The 12,971-nt window shown below is 73.3% G+C and carries 11 protein-coding genes; 1 reads left to right on the top strand and 10 read right to left on the bottom strand.

All coding sequences use genetic code 11. The features are described 5' to 3' along the window. Positions 1–2 precede the first annotated feature (2 nt). From dgoD to AC0VX6_RS10525, 8 genes are all read right to left on the bottom strand, one after another. On the bottom strand, positions 3–1,148 hold the full coding sequence (gene dgoD, locus AC0VX6_RS10560; RefSeq protein ID WP_475468383.1) for a galactonate dehydratase: 1,146 nt from the start codon (positions 1,146–1,148) through the stop codon (positions 3–5). After that, the gene (locus AC0VX6_RS10555) at positions 1,145–1,876 is read right to left on the bottom strand and encodes a FadR/GntR family transcriptional regulator (RefSeq protein ID WP_274977359.1); all 732 of its coding nucleotides are present in this window, start codon (positions 1,874–1,876) and stop codon (positions 1,145–1,147) included. Before AC0VX6_RS10555 ends, dgoD begins: the two co-directional genes overlap by 4 nt. A 25-nt stretch (positions 1,877–1,901) precedes the next feature. Next, complete coding sequence (locus tag AC0VX6_RS10550) at positions 1,902–2,657, bottom strand: SDR family NAD(P)-dependent oxidoreductase (protein ID WP_274977358.1); 756 nt, start codon at positions 2,655–2,657, stop codon at positions 1,902–1,904. Positions 2,658–2,725: 68 nt separating this feature from the next. Beyond that, positions 2,726–4,015 carry a hypothetical protein gene (locus AC0VX6_RS10545; RefSeq protein ID WP_475468381.1) on the bottom strand — a complete coding sequence of 430 codons (1,290 nt, stop codon included), beginning with the start codon at positions 4,013–4,015 and terminating at the stop codon, positions 2,726–2,728. Then, positions 4,012–5,103, bottom strand: a complete 1,092-nt coding sequence (locus AC0VX6_RS10540; protein WP_475468380.1) for a zinc-dependent alcohol dehydrogenase family protein — start codon at positions 5,101–5,103, stop codon at positions 4,012–4,014. The genes AC0VX6_RS10545 and AC0VX6_RS10540 overlap by 4 nt, the downstream gene beginning before the upstream one ends. A 26-nt stretch (positions 5,104–5,129) precedes the next feature. Then, a complete protein-coding gene (locus tag AC0VX6_RS10535; protein ID WP_274977355.1) occupies positions 5,130–6,140 on the bottom strand; it encodes an ABC transporter permease in 1,011 nt (336 codons plus the stop codon). 16 nt (positions 6,141–6,156) lie between these two features. Next, positions 6,157–7,674, bottom strand: coding sequence for a sugar ABC transporter ATP-binding protein (locus AC0VX6_RS10530; protein WP_274977354.1), 1,518 nt, complete (start codon positions 7,672–7,674; stop codon positions 6,157–6,159). A gap of 50 nt (positions 7,675–7,724) precedes the next feature. Beyond that, a complete protein-coding gene (locus AC0VX6_RS10525; RefSeq protein WP_475468379.1) occupies positions 7,725–8,723 on the bottom strand; it encodes a substrate-binding domain-containing protein in 999 nt (332 codons plus the stop codon). A 508-nt stretch (positions 8,724–9,231) separates the two neighbouring features. On the opposite strand from AC0VX6_RS10525, the gene AC0VX6_RS10520 reads away from it, so the two are divergent. Further along, the gene (locus AC0VX6_RS10520; RefSeq protein WP_274977352.1) at positions 9,232–11,724 is read left to right on the top strand and encodes an ATP-dependent Clp protease ATP-binding subunit; all 2,493 of its coding nucleotides are present in this window, start codon (positions 9,232–9,234) and stop codon (positions 11,722–11,724) included. Between the two features lie 205 nt (positions 11,725–11,929). Here the strand turns inward: AC0VX6_RS10520 and AC0VX6_RS10515 are convergent, their stop codons facing one another. Both AC0VX6_RS10515 and AC0VX6_RS10510 read right to left on the bottom strand, forming a co-directional pair. Beyond that, positions 11,930–12,286: a transcriptional regulator gene (locus AC0VX6_RS10515; RefSeq protein ID WP_274977351.1), complete on the bottom strand. Its 357-nt coding sequence runs from the start codon at positions 12,284–12,286 to the stop codon at positions 11,930–11,932. After that, complete coding sequence (locus tag AC0VX6_RS10510) at positions 12,283–12,747, bottom strand: hypothetical protein (RefSeq protein WP_475468376.1); 465 nt, start codon at positions 12,745–12,747, stop codon at positions 12,283–12,285. The genes AC0VX6_RS10515 and AC0VX6_RS10510 overlap by 4 nt, the downstream gene beginning before the upstream one ends. Positions 12,748–12,971 lie beyond the last annotated feature (224 nt).

Below are 12,971 nucleotides of genomic sequence, written 5' to 3'. Positions count from 1 at the left end.
CCTCACCACTCCGCGAAGGACCCGTCCTGGTGGCTCCACACCGGCGGCCTCCAGCGGTGGCCGATCCGGTCCGCCGCGCGCACGGCGTCCTCGTCCACGCTCATGCCCAGGCCGGGGGCCTCGGAGCGGTGGATGTGCCCGTCGGGGAAGGCGAAGACCTCGGTGTCCAGGACGTAGTCGAGCAGTTCGGCGTCCCGGTTGTAGTGGATGCCCATGCTCTGTTCCTGGATCAGGAAGTTGGGCGTGGCGAAGGCGACCTGCAGGCTCGCGGCCAGGGCCACGGGGCCGAGCGGGCAGTGCGGTGCCAGCAGGGCGTCGTAGGTCTCGGCCAGGGAGGCGATCCGGCGCACCTCGGAGACCCCGCCCGCGTGGGAGAGGTCGGGCTGGACGACCGCGACCCCCGCCTGGAGCGCGGGCAGGAACTCGCTCCGGCTGAACAGGCGCTCGCCGGTGGCGATGGGCACCGGGCTGGAGCGCACGACGTCGCCGAGCAGGTGCCCGTACTCGGGCAGGATCGGCTCCTCCACGAACATGGGGCGCAGGGGCTCCAGCAGGGGCAGGACCCGGCGGGCGGTGGCCGCGTTGAAGCGGCCGTGGAAGTCCACCGCCACGTCCCGGTCCGGGCCGAGCACGTCGCGTACCCCGGCCAGGCGCTCCACGACGCCGTCGATCTCGCGCACGGTGGCCGAGCGCCCCATCACCCCGGACGCGTTCATCTTCACGGCGGTGAGCCCGGACTCCACGCGGGCCGCGACCGCCTCCGACAGCTCGGCGGGGTCGTCGCCGCCGACCCAGCCGTACACGCGCACCCGGTCGCGGACGGGGCCGCCGAGGAGCCGGTGGACGGGGACGCCCAGGCGCTTGCCCGCGATGTCCCACAGCGCCTGGTCCAGCCCCGCGACGGCGCTGGACAGGATGGGCCCGCCCCGGTAGAACGCGGCCTTGGTGAGGCGCTGCCAGTGGTACTCGATGGGAGCGGGGTCCTGGCCCAGGAGGAGTTCGGACAGCTCCTCGACCGCGGCGCGCACGGTCTCCGCGCGCCCCTCCACCACGGGCTCGCCCCAGCCCACGACGCCGTCGTCGGTCTCCACCCGGCACATCAGCCACCGGGGCGGGACCAGGAAGGTCTCGATACGGGTGATTCTCACTGAGGTGTCTCCAGATCGTCTACGGCCGCGTCGTCCTCGGTGACGCGGAGGAGGTCTTCCCGGGCCTGCTCCAGCAGGGAGCGCATGGCGGACTCGGCGGCGCGCGGGTCGCCCGCGGCGACGGCCTCGGTGACCGCGCCGTGGGTGGGCACCGGGTCGTCGTGGGCTCCCCCGTGGACCAGGCGGTCGCGTTCGGAGAGCCCCGCGGCGAAGAAGACGTCGGTGCGGGTGAACAGCTCGTTGTGCGTGGCCGCCAGCAGTGCGCGGTGCCAGCGCAGGTCGGCCCGCGCGGCCTCCTCGGCCGGGCCGCGGCCGGAGTCGGCGATGTCGGTGAGCGCCGCGCGCAGTTCGGCGACGTCGGCGTCGGTGCGGCGCAGCGCGGCCAGGCGCGCCGCGGCGGGTTCGAGGGCGTCGCGCAGTTCGGCCAGCTCGCCGAAGAAGACGTCCCCCGCGCCCGCGGCGATCCGCCACCGGACCACGTCCGGGTCGAGCAGGTTCCAGTCGCCGCGGGGGCGCACGAACGTCCCCTTCTTCTGCCGGGAGCCGACCAGGCCCTTGGCCGCCAGGACCTTGATCGCCTCGCGGATCGCGGTCAGGCTCAGGTCGAGTTCGCCGCTGAGCGCGGCCAGGTCGATCGTCTCCCCCTCGCCGATCCGTCCGGAGAGCACGCGTTCTCCCAGTAACCGCACCGTCTGGCCGTGCACACCGCGCCCCGAGTAGGCCGCCATCACTTCCTCCGTTCCGGGCGTCCCGTCACGACGACGCCTTGTAGATACTCCACCCTCCGTCGACCGGCAGGCTCGTCCCGGTGACGTAGGAGGCCTCCGCGGAGGCGAGGAAGGAGATGACGGAGGCGACCTCGTCGGGGTCGCCGAAGCGGCCCGCGGCGGTCTGGGCGACGCTGTCGCGGCGCTCCTCCTCGCCCACGCCCTCCCAGGCGGCGGTGAGGACGGGGCCGGGCAGCACGCAGTTGACGCGCACCCGCGGCCCGTACTCGACGGCGAGCTGGCGGGTCAGGGCGGTGAGCCCGCCCTTGGTGGTGGCGTAGGCCGGTCGGCCGGGGAGCCCGAACCAGGCGTGGACCGAGGAGGTGATGACGACGCTGCCGCCGCTGGCGGAGAGGTCGTCCAGGCAGGCGCGCACCCCCAGGAACGCGCCGGTGAGGTTGACGGCGAGCTGGCGCTCCCAGGACCCGAGCGTGGTCTCGTGGGCGGGCGCCTGCTCGAAGGTGTAGGCGTTGGAGACCAGGACGCCCACCGGCCCGAAGGCGTCCCGGGCCGCCGCCACGACCCCGTCCCAGGAGGCCTCGTCGCTCACGTCGGCCCGCACCGCCAGGGCGCGCCCGCCCTCGGCGCGGATGCGTTCGGCGGCCTCCTCCAGGCTCGGGGACAGGTCGGTGAGCACCACCGAGGCGCCCTCGGCGGCCAGGCGGCGGGCGGTGGCCTCCCCGATGCCGCGGGCCGCGCCGGTGACCACGGCGGTGACTCCGCGGTGCCTGGTGTGTGTCATGTCGTTCCGTCCTCTGCTGCGTCCCCGGCCGGGCCGGGGACCGTCGTTGCTCTGCGGCGCCTTCGTGCTCAGGCCCGGTCGGGTGCGAACACGACAGCGGGCGCGGTGTCGGTGTCGGGTTCGGGGACCACGGCGTCGAAGCGCGCCGGCTCGCCCGGCCGGGTGTGCGCGACCGTGCGGCCGGACGCCCGGTGGACCAGCGCGCCCGCGCGCGAGGACGTGAAGACCCCGCTCAGCCGCCGCCCTCCCGGCTCGGGCGCGCCCCAGCGGGGCTCCTCGCTCCAGAAGCCGTCGGGGGTCACCTCGGCCACCGGCCCCGTGCCGGTGCCGAAACCGAACTCGACGGCGAGGGAGGTGGACTGCCCCGGTCCGAGCCCGGTGAGCGGACCCAGCGCCTCGACCTCGGTGACGCGGTCCACCGGGCACAGCCCGCCCAGGTGCTCCAGGGGCCGGTCCACGGGGCATTCGAGCCACACCTCGGCCCGGGAGCCGCCGTCGGGGTACTCGGCCCCCTCCCGCACGGCGAAGCGCTGGGTGAGGGTGCCCTCGGCGCCCACGTCGGCCAGCCACCCGGAGGCCGTGGGGAAGCCGACCTTGCCGACCACGTCCTGGAGGGGGACCCGCACCACGGAGGGCGTGTGCTCCACCACCCGGGGGCGGCCGTTACCCGCGACGAGCGGAACCGTGTGCGGGCCCGGGCCGCTGACGCCCACGTAGACCCCGCGTGCTCCGCCCGGTCCGCCGGGCCCGTCCTGCTGCCCGTCGGTCCCACCAGAGTCACCGGACCCGCTCGGCCCGCCGGTCCCACCAGTCTCGTCGTGGCCGCCGTCGAGCTGGGTGACGTTCCACAGCGCCCACCGGCGCGCGGTACCGGAGACGTTGACCGCCTCCAGGTCCAGCCGGTAGGCGGCGCTGTCGGGCGCCAGGGTCAGGCGGCGGGTGAGCCGCAGCCCCGAGCGCGGGTCGTCCCCGCTGGTGAGGGTGAGCACGGCGGAGCCGTCGGGGTCGGTGGAGGTCTCGGCGGTGTAGGGGCCCGAGTCCAGGACGGAGTCGGGCGGCCCCGCCCACTCGTCGGGTCCGTCCCACCCCTGGGGCGCGGGCCAGGTCTTGTCGCCGCCGACGTTGTTCCACGCGCTCATGGGTCCGTCCACCGGCCCCAGGACCACGCCCTCCACCGGCTGGAGGTCGTCGCCCAGCAGGCGGGGGTTGCGGTACAGGTGCTCGCGGCCGCGGTGGCGCACCGACAGGAGCCGCCCGCCCAGCGCGGGGGCGGCGGTCAGCCGCAGCACGCCGTTGTCCAGGACCACGAGTTCGTGCGCCCCGGAGGCGTCGCGCCGCACCTCGACGGGGCGGCTCACCGCTCGGCTCCGTTGACCAGGCACACCTTGCCCCGGCTCTCGCCCGCGGCCAGGCGGTAGGCGGCGTCGGCGTCGGCGAGGTCGAAGCGGTCGGAGACCACCTGTTCCGGGGACAGGCCCCACCGCACCAGGTTCACCGACAGCTCCGCCATGGCGGGCAGCGAGGTCACCCAGGAGGCGTGCAGGGTGAGCTGCTTGTGCAGGAGGGTGTCCGACACCTCGGTCTCCAGGATGCCGCCCTCGCCGACGAGGGAGACGCGGCCCCACTCGGCGGCGTTCTCCAGGACCAGGGAGCGGCCCGGGCGCGACCCGGAGCAGTCGATGGCCGTGGCCGCGCCCCGGCCGGAGGTGACCCGGGCGATCTCGTCAGCCGCCTCCTCGGGCGAGGCCAGGGCGTCGAAGACGTCCAGGCCGGCGGCCCACTCGCGGCGGCGCTGGTTGGGCTCCACCCCGATCACACGGGCCGCGCCCATGCCGCGGCCGATCATCCCGGCCGCGAGCCCCACCGGGCCCAGGCCCACGACGAGCAGGTCGCCGTCGCCGTTGACCCCGATGCGCCGCAGCCCCTCGTAGGCGGTGCCGAACCCGCAGGCGATGAGCGCGCCGTCCACGAAGGACAGCTCGTCGGGCAGGGGGACGCAGGTGGACTCCTGCGCCAGCAGGTACTCGGCGTGGCCCCCGTCGCGCTGCCAGCCGTAGGCCGCCCGGGAGGGGTCCGTGCAGCTGATCATGAAGCCGCGGCGGCAGTTGTCGCACAGCCCGCACCCGGCGATGTGGTACACGATGACCCGGTCGCCGGGACCGAACCTGCGGCACCCCGGCCCGGCCTGCACGACCGTGCCCGAGGGCTCGTGGCCCGCGACGACGCCCTGGTAGGCGGGGCCCTCGACCCCCCGGTGCGTCTTGTGCTCGTGGTAGATGAAGCCGATGTCGCTGCCGCAGATGCCCGACGCGCCGACCCGGATCAGCACCTGTCCGGGACCCGGCTCGGGCACGGGCAGGGTGTCCAGGACCGCGGTCGAGTCCCCGGGCAGGCGCACCCCGCGCATGGTCTCGGGGAGTGCGGTGGCGGCGGCCGTGGTGTTCATGACTGTGTTTCCCCCGTTCGGAGCGGCTAGGCGAGGCGGTTGGCCGCGCTGCGCCTGCTGATGACGACGTTGATCAGGACGGCGCCCACGATGATGAGGCCGCGCACCACGTCCTGGAAGAAGGAGTTGACGCCGAGCAGCACCAGGCCGTTGGCGATGACGGTGATGAAGACGACCCCGAGGAAGGTACCGCCGAGCGAGCCGCGTCCGCCGGCCAGGGCGGTACCGCCGATGACCACGGCGGCGATCACGTCGAACTCCAGCCCCGCGGCGGCGCCGCCGTTGCCCGAGCCCAGGCGTGCGGCGAGCAGCACGCCGGTGATGGCGGAGAGCAGGCCGGTGGTGGCGAACAGCAGCACGCGCACCCGGGCCACGTTGAGCCCGGCCAGCTGCGCGGCGGCGGCGTTGCCGCCGGTGGCGTAGACGGAGCGGCCGTAGGCGGTGTACTTGGCGACGTAGGCGAAGACCGCGAAGAGCACGAGCATGACCAGCGCGGCGGTGGGGATGCCCAGGACGGAGCCGCCGAGCACGTCGAGCAGGCCGCTCTCGGGCAGCGGCACGGGGAGCGCGTCGGTCATGTAGAGCGCCAGGCCGCCCAGGACGCTCCACAGCCCCAGCGTGGTGATGAAGGAGGGCACGTTGAACCGGGCCCGGAGCCATCCGGCGAGGGCGCCCCACAGCACGCCCATGGCCAGGGTGAGCATGATGGCGCCGATCACGCCCAGGTTCCACTCGGTGGCGCCCTTGGCGACGATGACCGAGGCGAAGGCGACGGCCGGGCCGATGCTGATGTCGATCTCCCCGGCGATGATCACCAGGGTGACGCCCCAGGCCGCGATGCCGATCGTGGCGGCGTTGCGCAGCAGGCCGAGCTGGTTGTCCAGACTCAGGAACCCGGAGGCGGAGAGCCCGAGGACGACGTAGAGGATCAGGATGGCGGCCAGGAGGCCGATCTCGTTGAGGCGGTGGCCGTAGCGGCCGATGAGGTCGCCGCGGGCGGGGACCGCCTCGCCGGTGACCTTGGTGGTGGTGGTCATTGCTCTACCTCGCCGTTCACGCCGCCATCGCGGCGGCCATGATGTTGTCCAGGGTGATGTCGTCGCCGGTGAACTCGCCTTGCAGGCGTCCTCCGCGCAGGGCGAGCACGCGGTCGCACACGAGCGGCAGTTCCTCCAGTTCGCTGGAGACGAAGAGGACCGCGGCCCCCTGCTCGGCCAGCTCGCGCACGATGGCGTAGATCTGGGCCTTGGCCTCGACGTCCACGCCCCGGGTGGGCTCGTCCAGCAGCAGGATGCGGCTCCCGGCGTGCAGCCAGCGGCCGATGACGGCCTTCTGCTGGTTGCCGCCGCTGAGGTTGACGATGGGGGTGTCGGTCGCGGCGGCCTTGATCGAGAGCCGGTCGATGAGGTCCCGGCCGATGCCCGAGACGCGGGAGGGGAGCACGGTCCCCGCCTTGGAGGCGCCGCCGAACCAGGTCATGACCATGTTCTCGGAGACGCCCAGGAGGGGGACGACGCCCTCTCCCTTGCGGTCCTCGGGGGTGATGCCCACGCCCAGGCGCTTCATCGCGCGGGGGGTGGGGCGGGCCACCGGCGAGCCGTCCACCTCCACGGTTCCCCGGGAGGGGGTGAAGCCCGCCAGCGCGCGCAGGATCTCGGTCCGGCCCGAGCCCATGAGTCCGCCCAGGCCCAGGACCTCGCCGGGGCGCAGGTCGAAGGAGACGCCGTCGACCTTGGGCGGGACCGCCAGGTCGCGGACCGACAGGAGCGGTGTTCCGGAGGCGGCGGCGCGGCGCACCGGCCTGTTCTCCTCCTTGGCCTCGCCTCCGAGCATGAGGGAGACGATGTGCCGGGTGGTGGCGCCGCGGACCGGCGTGGTCTCCACGACGGCGCCGTCGCGCATGACGGTGACCGTGTCGGCGACCCGGCGGATCTCGTCCAGGCGGTGGCTGACGTAGATGACGCCGACGCCTCGGGAGGCGACGCGTTCGACGGCCTTGAGGACGGTCTCGGCCTCACCGGCGGCGAGCGCGCTGGTGGGCTCGTCGAGGATGAGCAGGCGCGGGCGGGCGCGGAAGGCCCGCGCGATCTCCACGAGCTGCTGCTGGGCCAGGGGCAGTTCGCCCACCCGGGTGCCGGGGGCGATGTCGACGCCGAGTTCGGCGAAGACCTCCTCGGCCCCGGCCCTGATCCGGCCGTAGTCGATGCGCCCGGCGGCCTTGGGCCAGGTGCCGAGGTAGAGGTTCTCGGCCGCCGACAGCTCCGGGACCAGGCTGAGCTCCTGGTAGACGGTGCCCACGCCGAGCTTGGCCGCCCGGCGGATGCCGCCCTGGCCGAGCGGCTGGCCGCCGATCTCGATCTCGCCCTCGTCGGGCGCCTCCACGCCGGACAGCAGGCGGATCAGGGTGGACTTTCCGGCGCCGTTGCGTCCGAGCAGCGCGCGGACCTCTCCGGCGCGGATCTCGAAGTCGGCGCGGTCCAGCGCCCGGACGCCGGGGTAGCTCTTGGTCGCGCCGCGGACGCGGGCCACGACGTCGGTGTCGGCCGGTGGCGCGGCGGAGGTGTCGCTCATGGGTACTCCACAGGTGGGACGAAGGGGGCGGACGTGCTGGGACGGCCGGTCTAGGGGATGCCGTCCGGGTGCTCCTCCAGCCACTCCTCGCCGTCCTCGGGCGTGGTGTAGAGGTCGATGGGCGCCTCGGTGACGAACTCCTCGGGCGCCTCGCCCGCGATGATGCGCTCGACGGTCTCCCCGGCCAGCAGGCCGACCGCGATTCCGGAGATGTCGACGTTGGCCTTGAGGATGCGGTGGTCGGACAGCGCACGTGCCGCGTCGGTGGACATGTCGCTGCCGAAGACCACGACCTCCCCGGCCAGGCCGCGGTTGGTGACGGCGCGGACCGCGCCCATGGTGGCGCCGCCCGCCTCCCCGTAGAAGGCGTCGAGGTCGGGGTGGGCGGTGAGCAGGCGCTCGCCCACGTTGACGGCCTCGTCGATGGTGGCGCCCTCCTGGTTGGCGACGATCCGGGCGTCGGGCAGGCGGGCGAAGAGCGCCTCCTCGAAGCCCTCGCGGCGCTGCACGCAGACCTCGACGAACTCGCAGTTGAGGACGCCGATCCGGGGGTCCTCGACTCCCTCGTCCTCGAAGTGGTCGGCGGCGGCGTCGCCGAGCAGGCGGCCGAACTCGCGGGGGTCGCCCAGGATGTAGGAGGTCACGTACTCCTTGGCGGCCTCGTCCTCGATGCAGGTGTTGTAGCAGATCACCGGGATCCCGCTCTCGTGCGCCAGGCGCACGGCGGGGACCGAGGCGGTGGCCGAGACGGGGGACAGCACCAGGGCATCGACGTCGGCCGAGGAGACGACGTCCACGAAGGTGCTCTCCTCGGAGGCGTCGCCGCGGGCGTTGAGCTCCAGGAGCTGGAGTTCGCGGCCGGAGTCCTCGGCGTAGTTCTGCATGCCCTCGCGGACTCCGGCGTAGAAGCCCTGCGCGTCCATGTAGACGACGCCGATGCGGCCGTCCTCGCCGAGCCTGGCGCCGCATCCGGCGAGCAGCAGCACGCACAGGGCGGCGGTGAGAGCGGCGAGCGTGCGGCCCGGGGGGCGCGGCGGTCGTCTGCCCATGGGGTCCTCCTTGGCGTAGGGCGTACGCGCTCACCTGCGCGGACGCCTTCCTCAACTGCAGGAGAGCATGCCAGAGTGACTCAGGTAACGTCAAGAATAAATAGTAATTAATTATTTTTAGGGTGGCGCGGGGCACACCAATCCCCTGCGGACAGGGCGTTGCGGCCGTCTGGAGGAGGGCACGGCGGCGAAGGGGCGGCGATGCGGAGCGAGCCCGGGGACGGGTGCGCGGACGGGGACGGACGCGGCCGCGCGGGAGCGGGTCGGCAACGACCACGGAGGGGCACGAAAGCACCCGGCGTTATCCCGGCGCCGGGCCGGGTAGCGGGCCGGGACGGAGGACGACCTGGCCCGGAGCGGCCCTCGGCGGGGACATCCGGCGCGGCCGGGGCGGACCGGCAGCCCCGCGCGCGTTCGGTCCCCACGCCGACCACAGCTACCGAACAAACTCCGGGCGCTCACTTAGAGTGAGCAAGCCACTACCGCACGCACGGGGGACGAAGACGACATGACACACGACCTTCCCGACGACCGCGGCAGCGACCCGGGTTCCTTCGACGAGTTCCTGGCGCGCTTCTTGGGGGCCCGGGGACCGGTCCGCCGCGTGGACCTGTCCAAGCTGATGAGCCCCGAGGCCCAGCAGGTGGCAGACGCCGCGGTGCGCCGCGCCCTGGAGGCCGGCAGCGCCGACGTCGACGCGGTCCACCTGCTGTGGGCCCTGCTGCGCTACCCGCCCACGCGGGAGATGGTGCAGAACAGCGGCTCCGACACCCAGCAGATCATCGACGTGATCGACCAGGCGGTGTCGCAGACCCCGAGGTCGGTGCGCGGGTCCGCCCGGCTCACCCCCGCCGCCAAGCGCGCCCTCCTCGACGCCCTCCAGATCGCCCGCGCCACGGGCAGCTCCAGCATCACTCCCGAACACCTGCTCTTCGCGCTGGCGGTCAACACCGACAGCGCCGTCGGCCAGCTCCTGCGCGGTTCGGGGATCACCCCGCAGTCGCTCCAGAAGGCCGCCGGGGCGCCGCCCGCCGCCGACCAGGGCGAGGGCGAGCCCTCCGCCACCCCGACCCTGGACGAGTACGGCACCGACATGACCGGGCTGGCCCGCGAGGGCCGCCTGGACCCGGTGGTCGGCCGCGACGACGAGGTCGAGCAGTGCATCGAGGTGCTCGCCCGGCGGCGCAAGAACAACCCGGTGCTCATCGGCGACCCGGGCGTGGGCAAGACCGCGATCGTGGAGGGCATCGCCCAGCGCATCTTCGACGAGGACGTCCCCGAGACCCTGCTCGGGCGCCGCCTGGTCCAGCTCGACCTGGCCGGGGTGGTGGCGGGCACGCGCTACCGGGGCGACTTCGAGGAGCGCCTGAACGCCATCGTGGACGAGATCCGCGCCCAGTCCGACCAGCTGCTCGTCTTCATCGACGAGATCCACACCATCGTCGGCGCGGGCGCCGCCGAGGGGTCCATGAACGCCGGGAACATGCTCAAGCCCGCACTGGCCCGCGGCGAACTGCACATCATCGGCGCGACCACCGTGGACGAGTACCGCAAGAACATCGAGAAGGACGCGGCCCTGGAGCGCCGCTTCCAGCCGATCCAGGTGCCCGAGCCCTCGGTGGAGGACACCGTCGAGATCCTGCGCGGGCTGCGCGACCGCTACGAGGCCCACCACCAGGTGCGGTTCGCCGACGAGAGCCTGGTGGCGGCGGCCGAGCTGTCGGACCGCTACGTCACCGACCGCTTCCTGCCCGACAAGGCCATCGACCTCATCGACCAGGCGGGCGCGCGGGTGCGCCTGCGCCTGAAGTCCTCCAGCTCCGGGCTGCGTGAGCTGGAGGGCAGGCTCAAGAACCTGGAGGAGGAGAAGGAGAAGGCGGTCCAGCAGGAGGACTACGAGCGCGCCTCGGCGCTGCGCGACGAGATCGCCGCCGCCCGGGGCTCGATCCACCAGGCGCGCGGAACCGGTTCGTCGGTTCCCGAGGTGACCAGCGCCGACATCGCCGAGGTGGTCTCCCGCAGCACCGGCATCCCGGTCTCCCAGCTGACCCAGGAGGAGCGGGACCGGCTGGTCAACCTGGAGGAGGTGCTGCACGAGCGGGTGATCGGCCAGGACGAGGCGGTCACGGCCGTCTCGGAGGCGATCCGCCGCTCGCGGGCCGGTCTGGGCGATCCCGACCGGCCGGTGGGCAGCTTCCTGTTCCTGGGACCGACCGGCGTGGGCAAGACGGAGCTGGCGCGGGCGCTGGCCGAGGCCCTCTTCGGCTCCGAGGACTCCATGGTCCGCATCGACATGAGCGAGTTCCAGGAACGGCACACCGCCAGCCGCCTGACCGGGGCACCCCCGGGGTTCGTGGGCTACGAGGAGGCGGGCCAGCTCACCGAGGCGGTGCGCCGCCACCCGTACTCGGTGCTGCTGCTGGACGAGGTGGAGAAGGCCCACCCGGACGTGTTCAACCTGCTGCTCCAGCTGCTGGACGACGGCCGCCTGACCGACGGGCAGGGGCGGACCGTGGACTTTCGCAACACGGTGGTCATCATGACCAGCAACCTGGGGTCGGAGGCGATCACCGGGGGCGCGCCGATGGGCTTCACCGCCGACGGCCAGATGGACCCCGACACCGAGCAGCGGGTGATGCGGCGGCTGCGCGAGGAGTTCCGTCCCGAGTTCATCAACCGCATCGACGAGGTCATCGTCTTCAAGCAGCTCGGCGAGGAGCAGCTGGGCCGGATCACCCGGCTGCTGCTGGAGCGCACCGAGGAGCGGCTCAAGGCGCAGGACATCACCGTGCGGTTCACCGACGAGGCGGTGGGGTGGCTGTCCGAGCGCGGCTACCAGCCCGCCTACGGCGCCCGGCCGCTGGCGCGCACCATCCAGCGCAACGTCGGCAACAGGCTGTCGCGCATGGTGCTGGACCAGCAGCTCGTGGCGGGCGACCACGTGCTGGTGGACGTGGACGAGCAGGGTGAGCTGCGCATCTCCACCGTGCAGTCGTACTGACGGAGGGGACCGCCGCGCCGGGCGGGGCCTGAGCGGGCTCTTCACTGCCGGACGACGGCCCCGGGGAGCCGGTCCGCGATCCGGCTCCGATGGCGGCTTCCGCCGGAAACGACGGGGTGCCGCCCGCGCTCGGCGCGGGCGGCACCCCGTGTTCCTCGTGGCCGGGCCGGGGCGGGTCGCCGTGGTTCCGGCCGCGACCGCGGTTTCAGGTGTCGGGTTCGGGGTCGGTGTCGGGGTCGACCGCTGATCCCAGGTCGGTCAGCCAGGCCAGGTGGCCTATCAGGGCCGTGCGTCCGACCGGGGTCAGACGGAACCAGGTCTTGGGTCGGCGCCCGACCGCTCCCTTGCGCACCTCCAGCAGTCCGGCGTCCTCCAGGGTGCGGCTGTGCTTGGAGACCATCGGGTCGCTGACGCCGAGCAGACTGCGCACGGTGGCGAAGTCGACCCAGTTCGCGCTCTGCAACAGCGCGCACATCGCCAGGCGCGGCCCGGTCTCCAGGATCGGTTGGCGTCCGGCCGCGCCGCCCTGGGGGGCGCCGCCGGGGTGGTGCAGCGCGGTCACGGGGTGGCCCGTCCGTTCTCGATGCTGCGGCGCATGGCCGAGCGGACCATCATCTGTCCGGCGAGCACGAGGGCGGCCACGGGCACCAGCGCGGCGAGCGCGAAGCCGGTCATGCCCTGGTCGACCAGGAGGGTGATGCCGATGTAGCCCACGCCCGTGATGGCCAGGGCGGCGATCCACATCAGGCGGGCGCCGGGGTAGGAGAAGACGTAGCGCGGCATGTACACGCCGCTGCGGCGGCGCTGGATGACCGAGTAGGCGGTGGCGATCACGACCACGCCGAGGATGGCCCACTGGAAGTAGGGGCCGCTGCCGGGCAGGAGGGCCGACCAGATCGGCAGTCCGGCGATGAGCACGCTCGCGGCGGCGAGGAAGACCCAGAAGGCGGCGGGCGGGTCGGTGTGGTCGGCGAGCCTGCGGCGGGCGTCAGCGACCTGGTCGAGCTCGGGACGAGTGCTCATGTCCATCTCCTCTTTCGCATCTACTTTCTATATGGAAAGTAGATACCAAGGATCGGGTCCTGTCAAGCACCGCTGAGGCCGCGAAGAAGGCCCCTGACGCGTGTTCACCCCGCTGACATGAGGAAACGCGCCGACCGCAGATGGCCGACGCGTGTCGGGGCAGGGCCCGTCACGGTCGCCTCCGGCAGCCCACGACAGGTTTGGAGAGCGCGGGGGCGGGCCTC

This window comes from Nocardiopsis sp. iso_25, assembly GCF_056173305.1.
The sequence above is the reverse complement of the archived record's forward strand: the minus strand, read 5'-3'. Positions and strand labels throughout refer to the sequence as shown.

Excerpts from the sequence above, each read along its gene's own strand:
- AC0VX6_RS10525 (WP_475468379.1), bottom strand. The coding sequence starts at position 8,723 with ATGGGCAGACGACCGCCGCGCCCCCCGGGCCGCACGCTCGCCGCTCTC.
- AC0VX6_RS10510 (WP_475468376.1), bottom strand. The coding sequence starts at position 12,747 with ATGAGCACTCGTCCCGAGCTCGACCAGGTCGCTGACGCCCGCCGCAGG.
- AC0VX6_RS10535 (WP_274977355.1), bottom strand. The coding sequence starts at position 6,140 with ATGACCACCACCACCAAGGTCACCGGCGAGGCGGTCCCCGCCCGCGGC.
- AC0VX6_RS10530 (WP_274977354.1), bottom strand. The coding sequence starts at position 7,674 with ATGAGCGACACCTCCGCCGCGCCACCGGCCGACACCGACGTCGTGGCC.
- AC0VX6_RS10540 (WP_475468380.1), bottom strand. The coding sequence starts at position 5,103 with ATGAACACCACGGCCGCCGCCACCGCACTCCCCGAGACCATGCGCGGG.
- AC0VX6_RS10550 (WP_274977358.1), bottom strand. The coding sequence starts at position 2,657 with ATGACACACACCAGGCACCGCGGAGTCACCGCCGTGGTCACCGGCGCG.
- AC0VX6_RS10555 (WP_274977359.1), bottom strand. The coding sequence starts at position 1,876 with ATGGCGGCCTACTCGGGGCGCGGTGTGCACGGCCAGACGGTGCGGTTA.
- AC0VX6_RS10520 (WP_274977352.1), top strand. The coding sequence starts at position 9,232 with ATGACACACGACCTTCCCGACGACCGCGGCAGCGACCCGGGTTCCTTC.